Here is a 21,387-nt window from a genome sequence, read left to right on the forward strand (position 1 = left end):
CCGTTCCCTGTGGAAAAACCGGTCCAGGCGCCCCCTCTCCCTCAAGGCTCGCGTAGTTGCCCGGCCGTTTCGACTTGCGGGGGGTACGGGGGGAAGCGGACAGCACGGCGGCCGCGTGACGACGTGCGCCGATTGCTGCGCGCATCGACGCACGCATCCGAAACTCGAATACAGGGCCGCTACGCGGCCAGAAAGAAGGAGGAAAGGGGTACGGCCGCGCTGCGGCCGCATCGGCTGAGAGGGCGTCACGCTGCGGCCCCTTGTCGTGCGTCGGTCGCCAGATCTTCACGGATGGACACGTGCAGCCCGAAGCCGGCCAGGCGGTCCAGCGAGATCGGCGTGAGGTACGGCACGCGCCGGGTGTAGATGCGCCGCTCGACTTCCTTCTCGCCGACCACGACGCCGGCGTGCTTGAGCTGCGCCTTGAACACGCGATCGGATTTGACCGGCAGGCCGTTCCATTTGTCGCGCAGCGCGCTCGTGTGGGCGATGTGGTCCATCACATGCCCGGTGCGCAGCAGCAGGCAGAACTCGCCGTCGACGGTATCGAACGTGAACGGGTGCTTGTAGTTGCCGCCGTCGATCTCGGACAGCACGGTTTCCATGATCCAGACCCACGGTTCGCGATCGGCGCTCGTCTCGGCGATGTGACCGTTCATTTCGGCGAGCAGGTCGCGCGGGAAGTCGCCTTCGCTCGGATCCATGCCGGCGAACTCGCACAGGTAGCGCCAGGCGAGCGCGACGGCCGCATAGTTGCCGGCCATCCGCTTCGCGCCGTCGTCCTCGCCGCTCGCGCGGCAGTTGGCCAGCGCCTTGTCGCGCAGCGTCGTGTACTGGTCGGACACGGCGCGCTTGTCCAGGCCGGCGAGGAATTCGAGCCACTGGCGAACCGGGAAGCGAGGCAGGTCGTCGGGCATCAGCGGACCGCGCTTGCCGGTCAGCGTCGTGCGCACGAGCTTTCCGAGCAGGCTGCGCACGGGCACGTCTTCGCCGGCCAGCATCACGGGCGCGCACAACAGATATTCGGTCATGTCGGTCCCGCGACGTGTCACGGTGTACTGGTAGTTCTCCTGCAGCAGGCCGACAGCCTTGTCGATGACGTCCTGCCGGCGCGCGGACAGCTCTTCCCATCCAACCGGGTGGCTCGTGTGACTGATGCTGGTCAGCAGGCGGAACTCGGTCTGCAGCGACTGCCCGGAAAACATCGTGAACGCGAGCGAGCGCTCGAGGCGCTTGATGAGCGTCGACTTGCCGGCGCCCTTGTTCGCCTGGATCGTGATGTGCGGCCAGAAACCGAGCAACGCCTTGAGGTGGCCGCCGAGCGCCCACACGAGCGGGATCGTCGCGGCATTCTGCTTGAACGTCGCCTGGTACGCGGCGATCACGCGACGTGCGTCACTGGCCGGGCCGGTCGGGAAGGTCAGGTTGTGGTACGGGCACTGCTTGTCGGCTTCGGTGAAGTAGCAGTCCGGGCCTTCGTTGACGATCAGGCGGCCGTCGCGCCAGGCGAGCCCGACGAAGTTTGCCGCCTGGCGCGCGCCGAGGTCAGCGCCGCGCTCGAGGATGTTGACCATGCGCTTGAACGGCGCCGGCGACCAGATCGGGCCGAACTTGCCCCACTGGTCGACGTTGTGCAGCTGGTCGTCGAGCATGACGCGGCGCACGAGCTGCGCGCCGTGGCGCGGCGCCTGGACGGACACGGCGAAATAGACGGTCGGTGCCTGGTCAGCGTCGCCCGTCATCGTCGACGTCGCGCTCGCCACGGATACGCGGCTGATGCCGGCGATGCGGAAGCCACACAGGTCCGTCATGACGGGCGTTTCGACGCCGCTTTCCTCGTTCTTGTCCATCTTCGTGATGTAGCTGGTGAAGTCCGGCCGCACGCGGAAACGCCAGTACTGCGCGAAGTCGTGCGACGGCAGGAAGATGCGCGGCCGGCCGCGACGCGTGGCGTCGCCGGCGAGGCCGGCGATGAGCCACGGCTCGAGCTGGTCGAGTGCGCGCTGCAGATCGGCCGGGCCGCGCAGTTGCAGGTAGTCGTTCACGTCGTTGATCGGCTTGACGGCCTTCTCGCCGTCCGCGAGGTCGGCGAACCAATTCGCCTGGTCGACGAGCACCGCGCTGATGTTCAGCGCCGTGAGCCGTTCGTAGAGCGCCCAGGCAGCTTCCGGTCCAGGGCGGCGGCCGGCGCGCGGGTGGCCGTCCGCGAACGGCTCGTCGTTGTCCAGGCAGATCACGACCTGTTTTCCGCGCAGGAATGCGAAGTCGATACCGTCGACGTTCGCCAGGCCGCGCAGCGCGAGTGCGGCGGCGCCAGGCATCGCGCAGGTGTCGATCGACAGCGCGTTGATCGCGCTTTCGACGATGAACACGCGCTTCGCCTTCTCGAGCCGACGAGGATCGGCGGTCCATCCGTAACCGGCCTTGTCGCCCTGGGTCTGCGTCTTGACGCCGCCGTTGAGCGCGGGATCGACGTAGCGCATGTCGACGGCGACGACGCGCGCGTCGCCCGGTGCGCGCACGATGAACGCAGCGGCCGGGCCGGCGTGGCCGACTTCGCCGGCAGCGATCTTCGAGCTGGTCCACGTGTTGAAGCCGAGCGAGCGCGCGGCGATCGCCGCGTCGATCGCGGCTGCGGAAATGCCGCGGCCGACGAGGTATTCGCGCACCTGGTCGCGCTCGGCGAAGCACCGATCGGCGATGTATTCGACGGTCGTTTTCTCGCGGCGCTCGGCCGGCCCCTGGCGGTCGAGCGGGATGCCGTACGCGTCGTGCAGGTAGCGCACCGCGTCGGCGACGGTGCCGCCGCGCGTGTGAATGACCAGGTCGATACACGAGCCGCCGACGTCGGCGCTGTGGTCGCGCCAGCCGGTGCCGTGCTTCGGGTGGTTCACGAAGATCGACAGGGACGGGCTCTTGTCGTCGTGCTGCGGCGAGTGGTACAGCGCGCGGTCGCCGCCGCGACCGCGCTTCAAGCCGAGGCGATCGGCGAGGTCGTGCAGGTCGATGCGTTGTTTCAGTTCGTCGATCGAGGCCATCGTTATTGCTGTTGATGCAGGGAGAGGGCGGCAGGATTGCCGGGTGTCGCGGGGCTGTCGACGAGCGCGCGAAGCGCGTCGGCCGACGCGGGGAAGGCAAGCGCCAGGCGATCGCCGAGGATGCTGACGAACAGCGCGAGCACCGCGACGCGCTGTAAGCCGCCCGGTTCATGGTCGAAGCGAAGGACGTCGGCGGCCGCCGCGATGGACGCCGCGAGCGCGGCGTCGTGAGGGGTAGTCGTGTGCGTCATGCTGCTGCACCTCCGAGGATGTCGTGATGGTTCTGCTGCAGGCGTTGAACGGCGTGCTGCAGCTCGTAGCGCGAGGTCATCGCCTGGTCGAGCGTGGAGCGCAGGCGATCGCGGATGCGATCGACGTTCGCCGCCGCGTTCGCACGCGCCGCGTCGTGTGTCACGCCATGGCCGATGCGGATGCCAGAGGCAAGGTGCGTGACGACCCATTTTTCTGGATGGCCGTCGCGGAGGTGCGGCTCGACGTGGATGCCGAACGCGGCACCGACGTCGTTCGGGATGACGACGTGATCGCCGGCGACGGTGCGCAGGCCGGCCGTCGTCAGCAGCTCGTAGCGGATGGTGGGTGCGTGATTCATGCTTCACCCGCGAGGCGGAACGGACCATGCCAGGGCCGCGATCAGGACGACCATCGCGACGACGCCGATCACGAAAGCGATCGCGCGGGCGTTTCGAACGTCGAACAGGCGCAGCACGTCGGCGGCCAGGTAGTAGATGCCGGTGAGGGAGAGGGAAAGCATCAGCAACACGCTGATGCCGAACACGTATGGCTTCATGGTGTGATTCCAGGTGAGTGCGCCGGCGGCCTGCGCGGATGGGTCAGTCGAAGTCGTTCGCGGCGCGGCGTTTCCCGTCGACGTTCGGTAACTCGGGCGCGGGTTCTCGATCGCGCCATACGTTCGCCGTGCATTCGAAGGCGCGGCGGGCGGCCGGGCACAGGGCGTCGAAATTCCCGACCATGCGCAGGCGGCGCCACATCGCGCGCAGGTCGAGGTCGGTGAGGGGCGCGCGCATCGCGTCAGTGCATCCACTCGAGCACCGGCGTGCCGTGGGCAAGGTCCCACGACACGACGAAGCCCAAGGCGCGGGCGGACGCGACGAACACGTCGGCGCGGACGTCGGCAGCGGAGATCTTCGTGAGGTAGGCGACGCGCTCGTCGTAGGACAGCGACTGGGCGAGTGCGGCGATCGGTGTGGTGATCAGCGTTTGCATACGGCCTCCAAGAAATTTCAGGCAAAAGGAGTCCCTCACGCCCGCAGAGCGGGCGCGATGGGTGTTCAGCGAAACAGCGGGTTAGGGCTTAGGCGTCGAGCAGCGGGAGCTGTCGCGAATCGGTCGGGAGCCGATCAACCTTGCCGATCGGCACGTACACGTGCGGATTCGGGTTGAGGCTCGGCGCGATCGTGTGGACGGTCGCGACGTGGATCTTGTAGGTCGTCGCGCATTCGACGTTGGTGCACTGGCAGTACGCCTCGCGCACGAGAGCGGACAGCGTGCGGCTGGTTCGAATGACGGCGCGGCTGCCGCAGTGGTGACACTTCAATTTCATCGTGACTTCCTGTCGGAGACTGCCGCGTTAGGAACGGCTGCTGTTGTGGACGACGTAGAGAGCCCGGTCTCGTCCGGTGAGGCGACGTGTGCCAAGACGCAGTCGTCGCTTCACGAGCCATTCGGCCGCCTGCTGGAGCGTCGCGAGACCTTCCTGCTGTCGCACGCGCTCGAGCAGTTCGGCGTCCTGCTCGGTGAATGTGATTTCGAGTTCGGGCATGGAATCGGCTGCTTCTGAGCTGCTGCCTTTAGCCGCGCTCGTGGGCTACATTGCTCGATGGCAACAGAGCCTCGGCGGCTTCGCGCAGGACCATCTGGCGAATCAGCGTTGCGGTTTGCTCGCCCTGGTAGTTGGCGAGTGCAGTGATCAGGGCGTATTCGTAATCATCGAACCGCACCATCAGGCGTCTTTCGCGGACGCGCTTGGGATCGGGGTACATGGTTATCACCTCGGGTTCAGCTTGCGGAAACATTGCCCGTGGTGTCCTCAAACGAGGACATCTTGGCGAGGTAGAGGGGGAGCCCTTCGAGATAGATGAGACGCGCGAGGCTCGACAGCGAGCGCCGTTCTTCGCGGCCGAGCAGCTCGAGCTGGGCACGCTCTGCAGGAAGGAGGCGCAGCGAAACGGTCTTGCTGGACATGACGCCCGGCGGCGCACGCCGCGGGCCTTTGTGGGTAGTCATGGCGGGTATACTCAATTTCGATAGTGCTTCACTAGGGATAGGTGAAGTGTAAGGTAATCAAAACGAAACCGCAAGATGTCAGAGATTTCAATCGGAAACCGGCTGAAGGAGGAGCGGATGCGTATCGGTCTGAGCCAGGCAGAGTTCGCCGCACTGGGCGGCCTCGGTAAGCAGGCGCAGCTCAATTACGAATCCGACGCGCGATCGCCAGATGCGAACTACCTGGCGGCGCTTTCGAAGGTCGGGGTCGACGTGCTGTACGTCGTAACTGGCGAGCGTGCGCAGGGCGGGGCGATGCCGGACGACGAAGCCGAGCTGCTCGATGGGTTTCGCCAGTTGAACGACGTCGGTCGGACGGCCGTGCAGGCGTCGATCAATGGCTTCCTGCTCGCGGGCACGATGACGATCTCGGGCGCGCCGGCGAAGCGGCTTCCGCGTCTTGCTGAAAACCGAGCGGCGAAATTGGATGCTGCGGCGCTGCAGGCGCTGAGAGACGCGCAGGAGGACGGGGAGCGCACGAAGGGCGCGCGGTCGCCGCGCAAGAGCGACGTGAAAGGTCAGGACTGACGAAGTGTCTCTGCGGCGCGCTCGAGCGCCGCCATCGCTGTTTCGACTTCCCCCAACACGTCGATCGTGATCATACCGGTCGATTCCTCACGAGACAGTTCGCACAACGCAGCGAGTTCACGATCGAACCGCGCAACGACGGTGCGGAGCTGCGCTCCGAATTCGGTAAGCCGAAACCCATCACTTCCCGAACGGCGCTCCATCAGCGGGCGGCCGAGGACGCGCTCGAGCGCGGACACCTTCTCGCTGACGGTCGGCCGCTGCACTCCCATTGCCTGCGCCGCTTCTGAAATGCTGCGATAGCGCGCGATCTCGCTGTATGCGCGCAGCAGATTCCAGTTGAGCCGAGGGGGAGTCGTCCGGGAAGCCATGGTTCGAGCGGTAGTTGTTGTTGCCGTAATGCGCGCGTCGCAGGGGCGGGGGACGAGAGGCGGGAGAAAGCCCGCGAAAGTTAGGCGTTTTCCTAACTTTCATGGGGCTTTCTCCTTCATTCCATTTGTCTGAAAAAAGCACGAAAATGGGGCCGCGTTACAGCACGCGTGAATGCCGTTTCACGTCGTAGCGCCTCTCAAAATATCCGAAGAGGAAGCCGTTGTGAGTAACAAGACGCAAGAGCAGCAATTCCGAAACGCAACAGTCGAGGACGGGGTAATCCGACGCTGTACCGAAGCCACGATAGCCGCCCAATGTGGGCGCGCCAGCTCCACTGTAGCCGGGAACCGCGAGACGCGCGCAGTGCGCGATTTGTCGGCCGGTGAGCGAGCGGCGCTGCTCGCGCAGGTGACGAGCGCGATGTTGAGCCTATCGAACATCCGCGACCTGCTACTGACGTAACGTCAGCCCGCCTCCGAGGTGTCGATCTCCGGCACCTCGCTCGCCTTGACCTCTAGATCGAGGTCCGATGTAAATCCGCCGTTACCGTCGATCGAATGTGTAACGCGCGCAATGATCCAGTTGCAATCATCAATGACACGTTTGTAACCGCGCACGGTTACAGGTAATTCGGTCATCAGCTCGGGGCGGCCGAGCGCCAGCACGATGCTGAACTCTGCAACGCCGCGCTGCAACTTCTCCCATTCCGCTTTCGCCGCGCGCGTCGCGTTCGCCTTGTTCGCGTACGTGTGCCGCAACGTCTTCACGTTCTCGGCCGTGCCGAACAACACATCGCCGCTCTTGTCGATCGGCTTCTTCTTTTTCGCTGTCGTGCGACGCCGGCGCCGCTTCACGGTGGTCGACTGCTTCTTCGCGGTGCGCGTGTTCAGGTAGAACGCCTGCACGCCGGAATACGTGTCCCGATCGGCGACGCCGAACTCGTGACGGTCGCCGACGTCGCGCGTGATCGTGACGGCCGGCAATGGCTTGCCACTCGCCGTGGTCGCTTCGCCGGCCTTGATGAAGAGCAGCAGCCCGTTTTTCACGGTGGCGATCGCGTCGAACATCTTCGCCAGGCGCGACAGCAGATTGGCATCCGACTCGGCCGTCTGGTCGATGTGGTCGACGAGTTGCCCGTCGAGCGCCTTGCTGATGCGTGCCTCGACCTTGTTCTGACTGGCGATCGCGCGCACGATCGCGCCGACCGTTTGCCGATGCCAGGAGCGCTCCTTCTTGATCGACAGGCCCGCGCGCAGATCGACGCTACGCGCGCGGATCGTCAACACGTCCGGCGTGCCGGTGTGCCGAACCTCATCGACCATGAATTCGCCCTTGTCGACCAGGCCGTTCGCCGCACCGGCCCAGCCGATCGCCAGCTTCACCGTGACGCCGCGACTCGGGATCTCGAGCGCGCCGTCAGAATCGTCGAGGCTGATATCGAGCTGGTCCGCTTCGAAGCCGCGGTTGTCCTGCAGCGTCATCGAGATCAACCGGCCGTCGAATTTCTTCGTGATGTTCTTGCCGGCCAGCGTGATGGAGTAGATCGCACGCGGTACGCGATCGTCGGCGATCACGACCTTCTGCACCAGGTCGGCGCCGGGGATGTCGGTCAGGTTCATAGCGAGATCGCCCCCTTGATGGCGTCGGTCACGATGCCGAGCATGTCGAGCTCGTCGTTACGCGTCAGCGCGATCGTGAACTCGATGCGCCGTGCGGTGCCGTCGCTGAAGAACAGCGTGCGCGTCGTATCGATGCTGTCGATCGTGAACATGCCGTAAATGTGGCCGGTGCCCTCGATCAGCGGCCAGGCGGTGTGCTGACCGGCCATTGCCTCAATGACGGCGAGGGACATGTCGCCGCCCGTCAGCTCGGGCAGCAGCACGCCGGACAGGCTGATGGTTTCGTCGTCCTCGCTGACGAACTGCCGCGCGGGCCTTTTGCCGACGCGGTTATTGCTGGCGAAGCGCCAGCCGCGCCGGCGCTTCAGCTCCTGGTAGGGCAGGGTCGACAGGCTGAACACGAACAGCCCGAGCGCCATCATCATGCGAACCTCTCCTTCAATCCCGGTCGCGCAGACGCGAGCGCTCTCGCGCGGCCTGCGCGGCCTGTTCCTGGCGCATCACCTGCAGCACCTTCTGCGCGAGCGCCTGCTCATCCATGCCGGGCGCCGCATACACCTGGATCGTGATCGGCGCCGGCGCGACCGGCGCGCGGGCAGCGGCCGACGCGACCGTGAGCGGCGGGCGGTTGTCGACGGTGAGCGGTGCGCCGCCGGCGATCGCCGCGCTGGTGATGCCGACGCCGGCGCCGGCGGCGACGATGCGGCGGCCGACCTCGAGCACGGTCGACAGCGGACCGTCCTGACCCTCGCGCAGGCCCTGGTCGAGGCCGGCCATCGTGAAGCCGCCGAGTGCGGCAAACACGCGGCTCGGCGAATGGATACCGAGCTTTTCCTTGAACCAGCCGATCACGCTGCCGCCGGCCGACTCGATCGCGTCCTTCACGGAACCCAGGCCGCTCTTGATGCCGTTGACGAGCCCGGACATCAGGTTGGCGCCGAACTCGACGAAGCGCCCTGCAGCTTCCGCCGCGACGACGATGATGTCCGCGAGCCAGGCACCGAACCCCTTGCCGGCGTTGGTCGCCTTGTCGAGGCTTTGCTTGCTGGAATCCACTGGCCCCAACAGCTTCGTGATCCAGTTCCACGCACCCTTCACGGCGTTGACGAGCCAGTTGAATACCGGCTTGAGTGGCTCGAAAGCGGCGCCGAGCACGCCGAACACGCGGCTGAAGATCGGCGCGAGCGGCTTCAGGCCCTCAGTCAGGCCCTGCCAGAAGCCCGAGAAAAACGCCTTGATGGGCTCCCAATACTTCACGATCAGCAGCGCGGCGATCGCGATGGCGGCGATCACCAGACCAATCGGGCTCATGAGTGCGACACGGCCGACGAACAGCAGCGTCTGGGCGAGGCCGCCGAGCGCCGCGCGCACCCCGTTGATCGCTCCCATCGTGCCGCCCTTGACCAGGTTGAAGCCGCCGCGCGCTGTGTCGACAGCCATGCCGGCCGCGCCGCGCCGGGCGACATACTGCCGAGCGGCCGTCCAGCGTGACGCCACGGCCGCCCGCGACGCGGCGGCCTGCGCGGCGGCGGCCCGCCATACCTGGACGGTGTACTGGCGTGCGGCGCTGGCGCCGTTTTTCATGGCGGTTGCGGCTGACCCGCCCCATTGCATGACGGCCGCCTTGGCCGCCTGGCACGCGGCCGGCACGCGCTGGCCGAGCGACGCGACGTAGGCGCGCAGCGATGACGCTGCAGCTCGAGGCGACGACGCGGTCCAGGCGGTCGACAGCGCACGGCGGATGCGCGTCGCGGTGGACTGGACACCCTTGCCGGCGGAGGCGACACCGGACGCAGCGCCAGAGGCCGCACCGGGCAGACGCCGAAGCGCACCGACACTATCACCGAGCGCGCGCGTGAGGGCGCCGCCCCGAATTCCCAGCATCGACATGCTGAATCGGACGATCGCCAGCGGCCCGAGGATGCCCGCGAGCGCGATCGTCAGCGTGCCGAGGACGGCGAGCAGCACGCCGAGGCCGGCCGCGCCGATCGCGACCGCGCGCGTGAAATTCGGGTATTCCTTCGCGAAGCCCAGAATTCGCTCCAGGACGTCGGCCGTCAGCTCGAGCGCCGTGTTGTAGATAGGCAGCAACTGCTCGCCGATTTCCGTGCGTAGATTGCGCACCTTTTCGAGCGCGATGAGTTGCTTCCCCTCGGGCTGTTCCTGACCGAGCTTGTGCAACTGGTCGATACCGTACGCGCCCCGGTTCAGCTTCTCGTTCTTATGAATCTGCTCGCGCTGCATGTACATCGTGGCGAACAGATTCGCGCCGTTGCCGTTCGTCATGATCGTGGAGAATTCCTCCAGGATCTTCGCGTCGGACGTGATGCCCTTGGCCTTCAGCTTCGGCAGCAGAACTTTCTCCATCCACTCGAACGGCGACGCGTTGAAGAGGTCGCCCTGCAGCAGCGCGCCGGGCTTGATACGCTTGATCGTACCGGTCGTCGTGTGTTCGACGTCTTTCTTGTCGACGAGCCCCAGCTCGACCAGGCGCTTCGATGCGCGCACGGTCGTTTTGCCCTGCATCAGGTTGCTGTAGGCGGCCTGCACGCCAGTGCCGGCGGCATGCCCGCCCATTTCCTGAATCAGCGGCTCCATCTGGTAATAGAACGCGTCCTGGCGCATCTGCTTCGCGGCGACCTTGCCGGTCTGGATGAAGTTGCGCCACTCGTCGCCGCCGACGCGGCCGCCGGTCGCGGACAGCACCTGCTGGACCATGTTCGCTTCGCTCTTGAACTTCGCTTCGCTTTTCGTGCCGCCCCGCAGCTCGATCACCTTCAGCATGTTCATGAACTTTTCTTCGTTCTCGTGGCCCTGGCCGGCACCGAACATCGCCTCGTTCGCGAACTTCATCTTCGCGAGCGTCGGCATGACCATCTGTGCATGATGCTCGTCCGCGAAGATCGACATCGCGTCGCGCATCAGCGTCATGTTGTCGGCCATCGCGACGCCCGGCGTCTTCATCGATCGAACGTAACGCTCGGCGTCCTGCGTTGCCTGGTCGCCCAGACCGAGCGCCTGGATGCGGCCGCGCTCGTTCTGCACCTTCTTCGCCTCGGCCAGCGGCTCGCGCAGATCGTTGAGGATGTGCGAGCCGGTCGCACGCGCGGCATATCCGCCGATCGCCATCTCGGCCGCCGCGCCGCGCATCGCGCCCATCTTGCCGCGCGCGTCCGCGATGCGCTTCTGACGGGTGTTCAGCGCGTCGAGCCGACGTGACTGGGCGTCGATCGCGCCGGTAGTTGAGGCGATGTCGGTGCGCAACGTGCGCTCGTGCTGGGACAGATTACGCGTGTCGACGCCGGCGCGCCCGAGCCGGTTGCGCAGCTCGTCGACGCTGGCGGATTGCTTCTTGAACGCGGCGCCGAGCTTCGATGAGGCTTGCCGCGCCTTCGCGAGTTCGGCAGTCATCTGCTGCGACGGCGGTCCGTACTCGCGCAACGACTTCGCAAGTTCCCTGACCTTCTTCTGTGCGTCGGCGAGCTTCGTCGAGGTATTGGCGAGCCCCGTGCGCATCTCGCGGAACTCGCCGATGCGCCGCTGCGTATCGTTGAGTTCCTTGAGCCGCGCGCGGGTGTCGCGCAGATCCTTCGCGAGCGTGCGATTGCGGCCGGCGATCTCGCGGATCGGCCGGCTCGCCTGGTCGAGCGCCTTGAGGACGACCTCGAGGCGCAGGGAACGATCGCTCATGCGTCGCCTTGTTCGTAGCGTTCACGTGCGCGCTCGCGCCAAGCCATCAGGTCTGGCAGCGGCATGGCGGCCATTACGTCGGGCGACCAGTGGAACACGAGCGCGATGTCGGCCATTACGTCGTCGACGGTTCGAGGGAGACGTCCGCCTTCGACGACTTCGGCAGCAAAAAACCGGCCACCTCCGTACCGAGCTGCAGCAGGTCGGCCGGGTCCATGCGCAACACGTCCTGGTCGGTGAGCGTGGGATTGCTGATGCGCGGCAGCACCTTCGACAGCGCGATCACGTCGAGCTGCAGCAGATCAGTGAGGGCAACGCCACGCAGCGCGCCGGAATGCGGCTTGGTCAACGTGATTGCGGTGATTTCCTGCTCGCCACGCTTGATCGGCGTGTCGAGCGTGATGACGTTTGCTTGCTTCGATTGCATGGTGTGTTTCCTGAGTGGGTAGTGGAATGGGAATTACAGGCCGAGCGCGCGGCGCTGCTGGGCGAGGCGATCGACGCCGCCGACCATTTCGATGAAGTTGGGAAAGTCGATCTCGATCAGGGTTTCGCCGTTGACGACGAGGCGGTAATACGCGAGCGACATCGTGCCGGTCTGGTCGGCGTTGTCGCCGGCCTTGGCCTTGCCGGGGTCGATTTCCTTGTAGCGGCCGCGCACGTATACCTCGACCGCATCGACTTCCTCGGTGTCGTCGCGCTGATAGGAGCCGGCGAAGCGTACGGTGACGCCGTCGACCTTCGACGTGCCCCACGTCTTGAACATCTCTTTCATGAAGCCGCCCATCGTGAGGCCCAGCTCGAGCTTCTCCATGCCGAGATCGATGTCGACCTCGCCATTCATGCCGCCGCCGCGATATGCCTCCATCTTGCGCGTGAGCTTCGGCAACTGTATTTCCGGCACCTCGCCGACGTACGAGACACCGTCCTCGAACACGATGAAATTCTTGAGTTTGGATGGCAGAGCCATTGCGTTTTCCTATGGTGAGTGGCGAGCCGTCAGACGGCGATGCTTTCCGCGAACTTGAGCAGGTAGCGGTCCGTGATGCGCTGGCGGAACGTCAGGTCTTCAAGCGGAGGCGTCGGGCAGAAGTCGTAGTCGATGAAGCCATTACCCGCCTTCAGCGAATCCTTGTCGTTCGCGCCCGGATCGAACCAGCACTCGCCGTCGATGACGTAGCCGGCGTTTTTCCACATCCGGAACTTCGCGTTCACGCCGTCGACGATGTCGCGAATCAGCGTCCGGCTCATCGGCTGGTCGACCGCCCACATATGGGCCTCGGCCATCGTGTCGGCGATCACCTGCGCGCTGCGCACGTAGTTCTCGAACGCCCACAGCTTGTCCTCGGAGCAGGTCCGCGATCCCCACAGACGGTAACCATTCGCGTTCACCAGCGTGGTGACTTCGTGACTGTTCAGGTAGCCGGCGTCGGTGTTCGGGTCCTGCAGGTCCCAGAACACGTCGCGGCTGATGCCGGTGACACCGTTCACGACGACGTTGGAGATCGTCTTGTGCCAGCCGGTCTCCTCGTCGATCTTTGCGCGCATGCCGAGCGCGCGCGCCGTCGCCCAGGTGATGTCCTCGGCGCTGGTCGTGGTGTTCCAGTTCACAAAGTCCGGCCAGATCGTCATCAGCTCGCGCTGGCCGAAATTCGCGCGGTAGGCGACTGCCTCTTCCTTCGTCTTCGCGCCGTACGCGTTGACGTAGCCGAAGCCGCGCAACTTCTGCGCAATCGTCGCCAGCTCGGTCGCGACCGGCAACGTATCGAGACCCGGACAGCCGAGCACGCGCGGCTTGACGCCGAGCCGGGTATTCGCAGCGAGCAGGGCCTTCATGCCGGTGTACTGGCCGTCCGCGGTCGTCGTGCCGATCACGTTGCTGGTCGTTGCGTCAGCGTCCTTGCCGGTCGGCACGCGCACGGCGACGATCAGCGGCGAGGTCTGCGCAGCGATCGCGTCGAGCGAACGCGCGAGCGTGCCCTTCGTGCCGGCGCGGCCGATTGCGGCCCGCACGTCCGTGATGAGGACGGGACGGTTTTCGGGGAAGGTGGTCGCATCGGCGTCGTCGCCGGTGCTGACCAGGCCGATCACGGCCGTACTGACCGTGCGGATGGGGCGCGTACCGTCATTGATCTCAATGACGCGTACGCCGTGGTGGTAATCAGAAGGCAAGCTTTTCTCCCGGAAGTGAGCCTTCCGAAAGATTGCCTTCCGCGCGCGCGGAGATCACGCGCCGGAGGTTGTGGGGCGCCCTGGTACAACCAGGAACCGTGTGGGACGTGACTATGCCGCGACAGGTAGCGTGTCCAGCTCGGCCAGGCGCGCAGTCGCGACCTGGTGATAGCTCGGTTCGAGCTCGCAACCGATCCAGTTCAAACCGGCTTCCTTCGCTGCGGCGAGGAACGTGCCGGACCCGGCGAACGGATCCAGGATGACGCCGCCGGCCGGCGCCAGGCGCACGACGTCGCGCGCGAGCTGCGCGGGCTTCTCGGTCATATGGCGCTTCGGATGAGCTAGGCGCTCTGAGAAGACGCCAGGCAGATACACGTCGGCGCGGCGCACGGCGCCCTTGGTCGCCCAGACCAGGAATTCGGTCTGCTGCGCGAAGCCGCCCATGCGCGGCCGCGTGCGGCCGCTGGTCTTGTCCCATACGGCGACGCCGCGCCAGGTGAAACCGGCGGCCTGGATCGCATCGGTGAGGCTCGGCAACTGGCGCCAGTCGACGAAGCAGGCCAGGTGCGCTTCGTTTCGGCAGACGCGATAGGCTTCCGCGAGCCATGTCATGCACCAGAATGTCCACGATCGCTGGTCCTTGCTGTCGTGCTGGAATTCAGGATAGACGGTCTTCACGTCGCCGCCGATGTACTTGCTCGACGGCGCCTGGCTGCGCGATGCGCTCGTCGTGCCGCCGGACGAGTAGGGCGGGTCGGTAAAGACCAGGTCGACGCACGCATCGGGCAGCGCGCGCATGACGCTCAGGGCGTCGGCCTGGTGCACGCGGTTGATCAGATCAGCGGAGAGAGTGTGTTGCATGGGGCGAGTCCCTTGTATCGGAGGCTCGGTGGCCTGCGGGTAAGGGGCTCGCGGCCCTCAGAATATTCATTGCGCCGCAGCGCGGGCATTTGATGGTGAGCCGGACGTATTCGCCGGCGCCGAGTTTGCGGTTACAGCTTCCGCATCGGATGTCCTGCATGGGGTGATTCCTGCCTGTGCTAGGATGCCGGCGCCTCTCGAGAGGTGTCGCGGCCCTGGCCAATCCTGCAGGCGTGCTCTGCGGGTGCGGGGCGTGCGCGATGTTCCTGCATCGCGCACGTCGCCGCGTCCTTTCCTTCCTATTTCGCGTTACGCGACGTATTCGCCGCCAGCGAGCATGTAGCGGTCGGTCGAGCCGTACATCATCGACCCGTCCGCATTCCCGGCATCACCATCGGGCTTCGGTTCCACGAGTCGCCGCTGGATGTATGCGAACGCACCCTCATCGGCTTCCGGCATGCCCGACACGAAAATCGTGACGCCGCCCTGCAGCGGTTGTTTCCCTGCCTTGAACGTCGCTTCCGATACGTAGCTCTGGACCGTCCCGCTCGTGAACTTCGACGCCGCGTCGATCGCGACATTGCTGACCACGTGATAGGACGCCTGCGCGCCGGTCGATTCGAGAACGAGTGCTTTCTTGATTGCCATGTTCGATTCCTGGAAATAAAAAAATGAAACGGGACTGCGGTTTGTGGTGATGCGTGACTACGCGGGCAACTGCGGCCAGACGACGTCGAGCGGAAAGCCGGCCTGCTGCGGTACGTCCCGCAGGGCAGCGCGATAGCGTCGAAGGGCGGCTTCGCGATCGGCGTTGCCGGCGTCCGCCGCGCGCTCGACCAACCGATCGGCTTCGGCGAGCAGCGCGTCGCGCTCTTTGCGCACGCGCTCGGGCGCGTCAATCGTCCGTTCGTATTCCGCTTCGAATTCCGGCCACCAGTTCAACAGGTCTATCGGTGTCGGCTGCGGAATGTCGCGCGGGTACCAGATCGGCACCCATGCCGATTTCGTTTGCTTCAGTGTTTTCTCGTCAACCGGGTGCGAGACCCAGTAATCGATGCAGCGGGCAAGCTTCGGAAATTTCTTCGCCAGAATGAACGCCGCTTGCTCGACGTGAAGCATGGTGTTCGAGTTCGTCATTGGTTCCTCAAAACTACGCCGTAGACAGTGATTGCGTTGGCCGTGCCGTTGCCCGGACCGCTCAGGCCGCAAACGACCCACGGCGCGGGTAGTGCACCGTTGAGCCGGTCGACCGTGCCGAAATTGTTCACGCCGGAATCCCACTGCACGCGCGCACCGGCGTTGGCCTTCGTGTTGTCGCGGTTGTACAGATCGTCGAGGATGGCGTTCATCCACGCGCCGCGATACGAGCAGAACAGGTTCCCGTCCGTGTTGAGAATCTGCTGGCCGCGCATGTACATCGTGCCCCAGTCGTCTACCGACCATGTGACTGCGTTGTACGCGTTGTTGATGAGTTCAATGCCGCCGGCGCGCCGCGCGCGCAGGTACGTCTGTGCGCCATCGGCGGCACGTAGGCCAAGGTCCGCATCCCATCCATCCCGCGCGAGCGTCAGGCGGCCCCACATCGTGCTGCCGGCGCGGCTGACGTAATTGCTCGGTAGGTGGTTCGATAGCCATCCGCCCCACAGGCTCCCGTACAGGTTTCCATCCGTGGTAACGCGGACGGCGCCATCAGCAGCCTGTAACTCGCCGTGCGCGACGACCGTCCCCGCTTCGGTGACTGTCAGGTTGGCAACGGTATTCGCGCCGTTTGTGACCATCCACTTCGCCGCCGACGCCTGCACCTGAATTCGCGGCGTGTACCCGTTCGAGTTGAAGACGAGCTGCGACCCGTAGTCACCGGCTCCGTACAGCGTCACGTTTGCATTGACTTGGCCCCCGGCGTTCTTGTCGAGAGGCGTGACGTTCATGCTGTCCCACGGTATCGCGCCGGCCCATGTCGGACGCTTCACGAAACTGGCCACCTGCGAGGCGCGCGGAATATCCAGTACGCGACGCTGCGTGACACCGTCGTCGTCAAACGCGCTGAGTGCAAAATCGTCGGTATCGGATTTGCCGATCGTCCAGCGGTTTTTCCCGCCGTTCTTCAGGTAGATCGTGCTCCAACCAGCTCCGCTGTCGATGACCGCGGCGGCCGAATACAAGGCGCCTGCGAGCTTCGCCGCGCCGGCGATTTGCAGCTTGTTCGCCCCATCATCAGCTGTTGTCCCGATCAAGAGGTTTCCGGCCGCGCTGATGCGCGCTCGCTCGGTTCCTCCCGTGCTGAACGTGACGGCACCTGCGCCAACAGTCGCGCTGCCGTAGAAGCCGATGTTCGGCCCGTTGGCCCCGTTGTAGATCCCGATCAGGCCGGAGTCACCGACACCCTGGCCGTTGATGAAGTAGTTCAGTGCCCGCACGCTTCCGCCTACCTGCGCCGCGTTGACACCGTCGTCTTCCGTCCGGCCGATCGTCATCCGACCGCCGGGAACCAGCAATGCAGCTTGGGCATTGCCCGCGAGCAGTTGCAGCATGCCGGTCGAACCTTCGCTGCCGACCGATACGTGGCCGTTCGAGCGAAAGTAACCCCAATCACCGCCGCTGTTGGCCCATGCGGTCGTTTTGCCGTTGCCGAACCGATGCAGCCCGCGCGTGACCGCGTTGCCGCTGACCTGCAACATGCTGCCGTCGTCGGCTGGCGGTCCGATGAGGACGCGATTGGTCTCGCCGGCGAGGAACCGCATCGTTTCGCGCCCGTTGTTCGTGACCGCGAACACGCCGTCCGCAATATGGAAGAAGCCAGTATCCGGCGCGCCGTCGTTCACGAACGAGATGCCGGGCTTGTCGACACTTCCCTCGGCGGCCAATATCTGCCCGGACATGGTGAAACCCGTGGTCTGGGCCGGCTTCGGCAGATTGCCTGCGTTCCACACCTCATTCCCGACGACGAGCAGATTCTTCTTCGCGAAGTCGAACGCGAACATCGCGCCCGTCGACGGGAGGTAGAAGCCCGCCGCATTCGCGGTGCCGAAGAAGTATCCGCCGCTCGGGCCGAGCAGCATGCGCGCCTCATTGGGGCCATTGCTGACGTTGAGCATGCCCTTCACGGCCAGTTGGCCACCGACATACGTCCCGGCGCCGGTATCGTCCAGCATCACGGCGCCCGTGACGACGTTGACGGTCAGCGGCCGAAAACCGTTCCACGACGCGCCGGGGTCGCTGTTGTTGGTCAGCAGGAGGTAGAAGTTCGAGCCATCGTTGCGCAGCAGGACATCGCGGCCGTTGCGCAGTCGAATGTTTGCCCCGCCGGCATCGAGGCCCGAACTGGTGATGCCGCCGGAGAACGTGCCGTTACCTGCGACCTGAAACACGCTCGTGCCGTCATCGTCGCGGTTGCCGACAAGAAGGCGGCCGCCGTGCGTGATCCGCATTGCGCGAACCTGATTCGCGTCGCTGTTGGAGTCGTTGGGCGCGCGGTTGATCCAGAAGTCGAGGTACTCCCGGCCCCACGTGCCGCCATCGTAGCCGGCGCGGATCGATGCGATGAGGCGAGCGTTGGTGTCCGCCGTGCCGGAAGCGAAAGTACCGTGAAAGCGGATCTTCGCCGCACGGTTGAGAGCGCCCGACGTCGCCGCGACGGCGAGCTGCGCGTCCTGTTCCGTCGCTGTCGACGTGACGCTGACCGGGCCGGTAAGCTGCGGCCGCACGAGCGGCGCGTATCGCGTGGCTGCGGTCTTCGGCGTCACGGCGCGCGTGTCGTCGGCACCGTCGTCGACCTCGGCCTGCGTCGCCAGTTCGACGACGCCCTTGCGCTCGGTGGTCGCCGGCGGATTGAGGAACGACGTCGGCCCGAACACCAGTTTCGTCACGTCGATCGACGCGAACACGATATCGGCGGCCAGCAGCAGCATCGAGGTCGCCGCCTTTTCGAGGATCGGATCGTTCTGCACATAGACGCCGAACAGCACGCCGTTGTCCAGGTACAGCCCGAATCCGTACAGCTTGTACTGGTCCGCGCTGTCGTCCTGGATCACGATGTGGATCGTGTCTTTCGCGACGGTATCACCGCCGAACGTCGTGATGCGCTTCAGCTCGCTCGGCAGCGCGGTCATGTCCGGCTTGAAGACGAAAGCCGCCGTGGCGAGGCCAATCTGCGTTACCTGGCGCGCGGTGGTCCCGGTGTTGCCCGGCGCCACCAGTGCGGCGCGGCCGGCGTCCGTGATGTAGATGAGGTTTCCAGCCATGTTCGTTAATCCGTGAGAGAGAGGCGGCGATAAACAGCTGCGCGCACGCCACATGCGACGCCGATCGAGCCGCGCATGCTGAATCCCTGCGTGAAGGTGTAGTGGGCGGTGCCGCGCTTCGCGCGATCGACCTCGGCCCGGATGTCGTTGACGTATTGCGCGGTGGCCGGCACGCCGCCACGCGCGCCGACCGTCATCACGATCTCGAACGTGCCTGGCACGCCTCGCGGCGTTTTCTCGAACCACTCGCGCATCACCACGTTCGCGCCGAATGACGCGCACACGTCGCGCACGGCGTCGGCCGTGCCCTTTTTGCGGGCGATCCGGATCGCGGATTTCACGCGTGCGCGCTTTACCTGCTCGGGCCATTCGTCGCGCCAGGTATCAACGCCCATGTGCCAGGCGAGCCAGGGCAGGAAGCGCAGCGGGATTCGATCCGGATCCATCAGCGTGTCGATCTCGACCGGGATGTCCAGCACGTCCGCGTTGGCCTCGGCCAGGCGCCGCTCGAGCACGGTCGCGTTCGGCGGCAGCAGGGAGACGGCCGGGCTAGTCATCGGCCACCCCACCGTCCGTCAGCTCGATACCCGTGCAGTACGGCGCCTGGTCGATCGCGATCGGCACGCCTTCGGCCGGCGTGTCGAGCAGCACCTTCTGGACGCCGGCAACGCGCATCGACGCGTACAGGCCGTCCTTCGTGACCTCGGAACCCGGCCGGTGCATCGATTCGGCGAACTGCAGCGTCTTCTTCTTCGCTTCCGCGAGCGCGACGGCGCGGTCCGGGCCGTTGAAGAAGCGCAGCGTCGCGCGGATCGCGTACGGCACGATCTTCGCGCTCTGCACGATGACCTCATCGGCCTGCGGCCGCTTCTTCTCGAGCGCCTTCTTCACGATGTCGATCAGTTCCTGGCTCGCGGTGCCGTCGCCTTCGCGCGACAGAACCGTGACGATCATCACGCACGGCGACGGGCTATACGCGGTCGCCGCCTTCACGCGCCCATCAGCGGCGCGCGCATGGAACACGTACGCGTCGTCGGGGCCAGCGACTGAGAAACCGCGCGGCGCGAGCTGGATGCGCTCGCGCAGGCTGTCGTCGTCCTCGTAGACAGGATCGATGCCCTGGTCGGGATCGCCCGGCGAGATCAGCAGGCGGTCGACGTCGAAGAGGGCGCCGATGTGCTCGAGCGTGCTGCGCTTCGCGTACGCGAGCAGGATGCCGCGCGCTTTCTCGTTCATGAGCGCGAGCAGCAGCATTTTTTCGTACGCGCCTTCCTGCAGCAGCTTCACCATCGGCTCCGATTCGAGCTCGAGCGTGGCCGCGATCTCGTCTTGCTGTTCCTTCGGGTACAGGGAGACCAAGCGGGCTTTCTTCTCGGCCAGGATCGTTTCATAGTCGAGTTCGTCGACGATGTCCGGTGCCGGGAGCTGCGACAGATCTATCGGCGTCGTTCTCATGCAGCACCTCGCCCGTTCGTCGCCGGCAGGCGCATGGAGAAGGCAGTGCCCGCGCGCGGGCCGTCCGTGCGCTCGCCTTGCAGCTCGAGCACGGCGCCGCCGTCGATGCCGGTGCTGCCGAAATCCACCTGGTTGACCTGGATGCGCGGCTCCCATCGGGCCAGCGCCATCACGGACGCCGCCATGACGCGCATGCGCATCAGGGGATTGACCGGGCCGTCGATCAGCTCGGGCAGCAGCGAACCGTACTCACGGCGCATCACGCGCGTGCCGAGCGGCGTAAATAGGATGTCCGCGACGGACTGCTCGATGTGGACCTGGCCGGCGATCGCGCGGCCGGTGCGTGCGTTCATGCCGTTCATGCGCCACCTGCGATCGGCTTCGAAGTCTTGGCGAATTCGCCCTGCGCCTGGTGCGGATGCTCTACCAGGCTGACGCCTCGCGACTTCACGTCGACGTCAGCAGTCACGGTGCCCGTGAAGTGCGCGCTGCCCTGAATCTCGATCACGGGGCCGCCACCGCCCGTGCCGCCCCCGCCCTTGCCGGTCGCGCCCGATTCGAACGTGAGCGGTCCCTTCACGAGCAGCGAGCCCGTCACGGTCGTATCGTCGGCGTCGAGCGTGACGGATTTCGCCTTGACGGTTGCGGTTTTGGTTTCGACCGTGACGCTGCCAGGCGCGATGACCTGGACGGTGGCGCCGGCCGGAAGCGTGGCGGTGAGTGCGTGCGCGGCGAAGTCGTACTGGACGCGTGCGCCGTCGCGGTAGACGCGCACGTGTTGCGTCGGGCTCGAGCTGGGCGAGTCGTGGCCGTCGCAGTACACGCCAGGGAGAAAGAGGCCCGTCGTCGGTTCGCCGGACGGACAGAACAGCAGCCCCGGCTCGCCCTCGGACGGCGGGTCCCACGTGACGCTGTCGCCGGTGCGCTGCGCGAGCCAGCGAATCCAGTCGGTTTGCAGGCCACCGGATTCCACGCGTACGCGGCGGGCACCGTGATCGACTTCGATCACGGTGCCCTCGCGCAGGAGGCTTTCGAGGCGGCGGTTCAGGTCAGCAAAATCATCCATGCGGCAAGGATGCCGCGCGCGCGGGAGAGAGGCACGCTAGA

Annotated in this window: 28 protein-coding genes; 1 reads left to right on the forward strand and 27 read right to left on the reverse strand. The window is 65.7% G+C overall.

The features are described 5' to 3' along the window. Positions 1-245: 245 nt before the first annotated feature. The 10 genes from KS03_RS17605 to KS03_RS17650 form a co-directional block, all read right to left on the reverse strand. The gene (locus KS03_RS17605) at positions 246-3,038 is read right to left on the reverse strand and encodes a toprim domain-containing protein (protein ID WP_017432091.1); all 2,793 of its coding nucleotides are present in this window, start codon (positions 3,036-3,038) and stop codon (positions 246-248) included. Between the two features lie 2 nt (positions 3,039-3,040). Beyond that, positions 3,041-3,289 (reverse strand): hypothetical protein, encoded by a 249-nt coding sequence (locus KS03_RS17610; RefSeq protein WP_017432092.1) that lies wholly within the window; start codon positions 3,287-3,289, stop codon positions 3,041-3,043. Then, on the reverse strand, positions 3,286-3,648 hold the full coding sequence (locus tag KS03_RS17615; protein ID WP_045678860.1) for a hypothetical protein: 363 nt from the start codon (positions 3,646-3,648) through the stop codon (positions 3,286-3,288). The genes KS03_RS17610 and KS03_RS17615 overlap by 4 nt, the downstream gene beginning before the upstream one ends. Positions 3,649-3,651: 3 nt before the next feature. Continuing rightward, positions 3,652-3,846 carry a hypothetical protein gene (locus tag KS03_RS17620; RefSeq protein ID WP_017432093.1) on the reverse strand — a complete coding sequence of 65 codons (195 nt, stop codon included), beginning with the start codon at positions 3,844-3,846 and terminating at the stop codon, positions 3,652-3,654. A 43-nt stretch (positions 3,847-3,889) separates the two neighbouring features. Next, a complete protein-coding gene (locus KS03_RS17625; protein ID WP_017432094.1) occupies positions 3,890-4,084 on the reverse strand; it encodes a hypothetical protein in 195 nt (64 codons plus the stop codon). 4 nt (positions 4,085-4,088) lie between these two features. Then, a complete protein-coding gene (locus tag KS03_RS17630; protein WP_012734468.1) occupies positions 4,089-4,283 on the reverse strand; it encodes a hypothetical protein in 195 nt (64 codons plus the stop codon). Positions 4,284-4,371: 88 nt separating this feature from the next. Continuing rightward, positions 4,372-4,620, reverse strand: a complete 249-nt coding sequence (locus tag KS03_RS17635; RefSeq protein ID WP_017432095.1) for an Ogr/Delta-like zinc finger protein — start codon at positions 4,618-4,620, stop codon at positions 4,372-4,374. Positions 4,621-4,647: 27 nt separating this feature from the next. After that, positions 4,648-4,839, reverse strand: a complete 192-nt coding sequence (locus tag KS03_RS30155) for a hypothetical protein (RefSeq protein ID WP_012734469.1) — start codon at positions 4,837-4,839, stop codon at positions 4,648-4,650. Between the two features lie 28 nt (positions 4,840-4,867). Then, positions 4,868-5,059 carry a hypothetical protein gene (locus KS03_RS17645; protein WP_017432096.1) on the reverse strand — a complete coding sequence of 64 codons (192 nt, stop codon included), beginning with the start codon at positions 5,057-5,059 and terminating at the stop codon, positions 4,868-4,870. Positions 5,060-5,075: 16 nt separating this feature from the next. Next, the gene (locus KS03_RS17650) at positions 5,076-5,303 is read right to left on the reverse strand and encodes a hypothetical protein (RefSeq protein ID WP_017432097.1); all 228 of its coding nucleotides are present in this window, start codon (positions 5,301-5,303) and stop codon (positions 5,076-5,078) included. A 75-nt stretch (positions 5,304-5,378) separates the two neighbouring features. Between KS03_RS17650 and KS03_RS17655 the strand changes: the two genes are divergently transcribed. Continuing rightward, on the forward strand, positions 5,379-5,870 hold the full coding sequence (locus KS03_RS17655; protein WP_017432098.1) for a helix-turn-helix domain-containing protein: 492 nt from the start codon (positions 5,379-5,381) through the stop codon (positions 5,868-5,870). Here the strand turns inward: KS03_RS17655 and KS03_RS17660 are convergent. The 17 genes from KS03_RS17660 to KS03_RS17740 all read right to left on the reverse strand — a co-directional run bounded on the left by KS03_RS17660 (position 5,861) and on the right by KS03_RS17740 (position 21,346). Continuing rightward, complete coding sequence (locus KS03_RS17660; protein ID WP_042967159.1) at positions 5,861-6,241, reverse strand: helix-turn-helix domain-containing protein; 381 nt, start codon at positions 6,239-6,241, stop codon at positions 5,861-5,863. The two genes, KS03_RS17655 and KS03_RS17660, sit on opposite strands and share 10 nt — an antisense overlap. A gap of 465 nt (positions 6,242-6,706) precedes the next feature. Then, positions 6,707-7,861: a phage late control D family protein gene (locus KS03_RS17670; RefSeq protein WP_017432101.1), complete on the reverse strand. Its 1,155-nt coding sequence runs from the start codon at positions 7,859-7,861 to the stop codon at positions 6,707-6,709. Beyond that, positions 7,858-8,286, reverse strand: a complete 429-nt coding sequence (locus KS03_RS17675; protein ID WP_017432102.1) for a phage tail protein — start codon at positions 8,284-8,286, stop codon at positions 7,858-7,860. Before KS03_RS17675 ends, KS03_RS17670 begins: the two co-directional genes overlap by 4 nt. A 13-nt stretch (positions 8,287-8,299) precedes the next feature. Further along, the gene (locus tag KS03_RS17680) at positions 8,300-11,551 is read right to left on the reverse strand and encodes a hypothetical protein (RefSeq protein WP_045678862.1); all 3,252 of its coding nucleotides are present in this window, start codon (positions 11,549-11,551) and stop codon (positions 8,300-8,302) included. Then, on the reverse strand, positions 11,548-11,667 hold the full coding sequence (locus tag KS03_RS30160; protein ID WP_017432103.1) for a GpE family phage tail protein: 120 nt from the start codon (positions 11,665-11,667) through the stop codon (positions 11,548-11,550). Before KS03_RS30160 ends, KS03_RS17680 begins: the two co-directional genes overlap by 4 nt. Continuing rightward, complete coding sequence (locus tag KS03_RS17690; RefSeq protein ID WP_017432104.1) at positions 11,667-11,978, reverse strand: phage tail assembly protein; 312 nt, start codon at positions 11,976-11,978, stop codon at positions 11,667-11,669. The genes KS03_RS30160 and KS03_RS17690 overlap by 1 nt, the downstream gene beginning before the upstream one ends. 33 nt (positions 11,979-12,011) lie before the next feature. Next, positions 12,012-12,521: a phage major tail tube protein gene (locus tag KS03_RS17695; RefSeq protein ID WP_017432105.1), complete on the reverse strand. Its 510-nt coding sequence runs from the start codon at positions 12,519-12,521 to the stop codon at positions 12,012-12,014. Positions 12,522-12,550: 29 nt separating this feature from the next. Further along, positions 12,551-13,723, reverse strand: a complete 1,173-nt coding sequence (locus tag KS03_RS17700; RefSeq protein WP_017432106.1) for a phage tail sheath protein — start codon at positions 13,721-13,723, stop codon at positions 12,551-12,553. A gap of 111 nt (positions 13,724-13,834) precedes the next feature. Then, entirely contained in the window at positions 13,835-14,584 is a 750-nt protein-coding gene (locus KS03_RS17705; RefSeq protein ID WP_017432107.1) for a DNA-methyltransferase, read from the reverse strand. Beyond that, positions 14,562-14,744, reverse strand: a complete 183-nt coding sequence (locus tag KS03_RS30165; RefSeq protein WP_080942760.1) for a Com family DNA-binding transcriptional regulator — start codon at positions 14,742-14,744, stop codon at positions 14,562-14,564. Before KS03_RS30165 ends, KS03_RS17705 begins: the two co-directional genes overlap by 23 nt. A 149-nt stretch (positions 14,745-14,893) precedes the next feature. After that, on the reverse strand, positions 14,894-15,232 hold the full coding sequence (locus KS03_RS17710) for a hypothetical protein (protein ID WP_017432108.1): 339 nt from the start codon (positions 15,230-15,232) through the stop codon (positions 14,894-14,896). Between the two features lie 57 nt (positions 15,233-15,289). Next, on the reverse strand, positions 15,290-15,721 hold the full coding sequence (locus KS03_RS17715; RefSeq protein WP_017432109.1) for a tail fiber assembly protein: 432 nt from the start codon (positions 15,719-15,721) through the stop codon (positions 15,290-15,292). Further along, on the reverse strand, positions 15,718-18,825 hold the full coding sequence (locus KS03_RS17720) for a phage tail fiber protein (protein ID WP_045678863.1): 3,108 nt from the start codon (positions 18,823-18,825) through the stop codon (positions 15,718-15,720). The genes KS03_RS17715 and KS03_RS17720 overlap by 4 nt, the downstream gene beginning before the upstream one ends. Before the next feature lie 5 nt (positions 18,826-18,830). Further along, a complete protein-coding gene (locus tag KS03_RS17725) occupies positions 18,831-19,382 on the reverse strand; it encodes a phage tail protein I (RefSeq protein ID WP_042967161.1) in 552 nt (183 codons plus the stop codon). Beyond that, positions 19,375-20,280, reverse strand: a complete 906-nt coding sequence (locus KS03_RS17730; RefSeq protein ID WP_017432111.1) for a baseplate J/gp47 family protein — start codon at positions 20,278-20,280, stop codon at positions 19,375-19,377. The genes KS03_RS17725 and KS03_RS17730 overlap by 8 nt, the downstream gene beginning before the upstream one ends. Further along, positions 20,277-20,642, reverse strand: a complete 366-nt coding sequence (locus tag KS03_RS17735) for a GPW/gp25 family protein (RefSeq protein WP_017432112.1) — start codon at positions 20,640-20,642, stop codon at positions 20,277-20,279. Before KS03_RS17735 ends, KS03_RS17730 begins: the two co-directional genes overlap by 4 nt. Continuing rightward, positions 20,639-21,346, reverse strand: coding sequence for a phage baseplate assembly protein V (locus tag KS03_RS17740; protein ID WP_017432113.1), 708 nt, complete (start codon positions 21,344-21,346; stop codon positions 20,639-20,641). Before KS03_RS17740 ends, KS03_RS17735 begins: the two co-directional genes overlap by 4 nt. Between the last annotated feature and the right edge of the window lie 41 nt (positions 21,347-21,387).

It is taken from the genome of Burkholderia glumae LMG 2196 = ATCC 33617 (assembly GCF_000960995.1).
Taxonomy (GTDB): domain Bacteria; phylum Pseudomonadota; class Gammaproteobacteria; order Burkholderiales; family Burkholderiaceae; genus Burkholderia; species Burkholderia glumae.

Bases quoted from the DNA above. Each gene is read 5' to 3' on its own strand.
- KS03_RS30155 (WP_012734469.1), bottom strand. From the start codon at position 4,839: ATGCCCGAACTCGAAATCACATTCACCGAGCAGGACGCCGAACTGCTC.
- KS03_RS17720 (WP_045678863.1), bottom strand. From the start codon at position 18,825: ATGGCTGGAAACCTCATCTACATCACGGACGCCGGCCGCGCCGCACTG.
- KS03_RS30165 (WP_080942760.1), bottom strand. From the start codon at position 14,744: ATGCAGGACATCCGATGCGGAAGCTGTAACCGCAAACTCGGCGCCGGC.
- KS03_RS17675 (WP_017432102.1), bottom strand. From the start codon at position 8,286: ATGATGATGGCGCTCGGGCTGTTCGTGTTCAGCCTGTCGACCCTGCCC.
- KS03_RS17740 (WP_017432113.1), bottom strand. From the start codon at position 21,346: ATGGATGATTTTGCTGACCTGAACCGCCGCCTCGAAAGCCTCCTGCGC.
- KS03_RS17605 (WP_017432091.1), bottom strand. From the start codon at position 3,038: ATGGCCTCGATCGACGAACTGAAACAACGCATCGACCTGCACGACCTC.
- KS03_RS17650 (WP_017432097.1), bottom strand. From the start codon at position 5,303: ATGACTACCCACAAAGGCCCGCGGCGTGCGCCGCCGGGCGTCATGTCC.
- KS03_RS17730 (WP_017432111.1), bottom strand. From the start codon at position 20,280: ATGAGAACGACGCCGATAGATCTGTCGCAGCTCCCGGCACCGGACATC.
- KS03_RS17655 (WP_017432098.1), top strand. From the start codon at position 5,379: ATGTCAGAGATTTCAATCGGAAACCGGCTGAAGGAGGAGCGGATGCGT.
- KS03_RS17715 (WP_017432109.1), bottom strand. From the start codon at position 15,721: ATGACGAACTCGAACACCATGCTTCACGTCGAGCAAGCGGCGTTCATT.
- KS03_RS17660 (WP_042967159.1), bottom strand. From the start codon at position 6,241: ATGGCTTCCCGGACGACTCCCCCTCGGCTCAACTGGAATCTGCTGCGC.
- KS03_RS17690 (WP_017432104.1), bottom strand. From the start codon at position 11,978: ATGCAATCGAAGCAAGCAAACGTCATCACGCTCGACACGCCGATCAAG.
- KS03_RS17630 (WP_012734468.1), bottom strand. From the start codon at position 4,283: ATGCAAACGCTGATCACCACACCGATCGCCGCACTCGCCCAGTCGCTG.
- KS03_RS17625 (WP_017432094.1), bottom strand. From the start codon at position 4,084: ATGCGCGCGCCCCTCACCGACCTCGACCTGCGCGCGATGTGGCGCCGC.
- KS03_RS17695 (WP_017432105.1), bottom strand. From the start codon at position 12,521: ATGGCTCTGCCATCCAAACTCAAGAATTTCATCGTGTTCGAGGACGGT.
- KS03_RS17620 (WP_017432093.1), bottom strand. From the start codon at position 3,846: ATGAAGCCATACGTGTTCGGCATCAGCGTGTTGCTGATGCTTTCCCTC.
- KS03_RS17705 (WP_017432107.1), bottom strand. From the start codon at position 14,584: ATGCAACACACTCTCTCCGCTGATCTGATCAACCGCGTGCACCAGGCC.
- KS03_RS17735 (WP_017432112.1), bottom strand. From the start codon at position 20,642: ATGAACGGCATGAACGCACGCACCGGCCGCGCGATCGCCGGCCAGGTC.
- KS03_RS17710 (WP_017432108.1), bottom strand. From the start codon at position 15,232: ATGGCAATCAAGAAAGCACTCGTTCTCGAATCGACCGGCGCGCAGGCG.
- KS03_RS17635 (WP_017432095.1), bottom strand. From the start codon at position 4,620: ATGAAATTGAAGTGTCACCACTGCGGCAGCCGCGCCGTCATTCGAACC.
- KS03_RS17610 (WP_017432092.1), bottom strand. From the start codon at position 3,289: ATGACGCACACGACTACCCCTCACGACGCCGCGCTCGCGGCGTCCATC.
- KS03_RS30160 (WP_017432103.1), bottom strand. From the start codon at position 11,667: ATGGCCGACATCGCGCTCGTGTTCCACTGGTCGCCCGACGTAATGGCC.
- KS03_RS17680 (WP_045678862.1), bottom strand. From the start codon at position 11,551: ATGAGCGATCGTTCCCTGCGCCTCGAGGTCGTCCTCAAGGCGCTCGAC.
- KS03_RS17615 (WP_045678860.1), bottom strand. From the start codon at position 3,648: ATGAATCACGCACCCACCATCCGCTACGAGCTGCTGACGACGGCCGGC.
- KS03_RS17670 (WP_017432101.1), bottom strand. From the start codon at position 7,861: ATGAACCTGACCGACATCCCCGGCGCCGACCTGGTGCAGAAGGTCGTG.
- KS03_RS17725 (WP_042967161.1), bottom strand. From the start codon at position 19,382: ATGACTAGCCCGGCCGTCTCCCTGCTGCCGCCGAACGCGACCGTGCTC.
- KS03_RS17645 (WP_017432096.1), bottom strand. From the start codon at position 5,059: ATGTACCCCGATCCCAAGCGCGTCCGCGAAAGACGCCTGATGGTGCGG.